At 59.7% G+C, this 521-nt stretch carries 1 protein-coding gene; it reads right to left on the reverse strand.

Annotation, left to right across the window (positions count from 1 at the left end; all coding sequences use genetic code 11):
* Positions 1-521, reverse strand: a 521-nt coding sequence (locus HX124_RS18140; protein WP_286418752.1) for a putative sodium/potassium/calcium exchanger, incomplete at both ends; no start/stop codon positions are given.

Genomic DNA, 521 nt, shown 5'->3' on the forward strand with positions numbered 1-521 from the left:
CCTGTAGCACCGGTTTCGCCTGTAGCACCAGTTTCGCCTGTAGCGCCGGTTTCGCCTGTAGCACCGGTTTCGCCTGTAGCACCGGTTTCGCCTGTAGCACCCGTTTCACCTGTAGCGCCAGTTTCGCCCGTAGCACCCGTTTCGCCTGTAGCACCGGTTTCACCTGTAGCGCCAGTTTCACCTGTAGCACCGGTTTCGCCTGTAGCACCGGTTTCGCCTGTAGCACCGGTTTCACCTGTAGCACCGGTTTCACCTGTAGCACCGGTTTCGCCTGTAGCACCAGTTTCGCCTGTAGCGCCGGTTTCGCCTGTAGCACCGGTTTCGCCTGTAGCACCGGTTTCACCAGTAGCGCCGGTTTCACCAGTAGCACCGGTTTCGCCTGTAGCACCAGTTTCGCCTGTAGCACCGGTTTCGCCTGTAGCACCGGTTTCACCTGTAGCACCGGTTTCGCCTGTAGCACCAGTTTCGCCTGTAGCGCCGGTTTCGCCTGTAGCACCGGTTTCGCCTGTAGCACCGGTTTC

It is taken from the genome of Acinetobacter sp. 226-1 (genome assembly GCF_030329325.1).
In the GTDB taxonomy this organism is placed as follows: domain Bacteria; phylum Pseudomonadota; class Gammaproteobacteria; order Pseudomonadales; family Moraxellaceae; genus Acinetobacter; species Acinetobacter sichuanensis.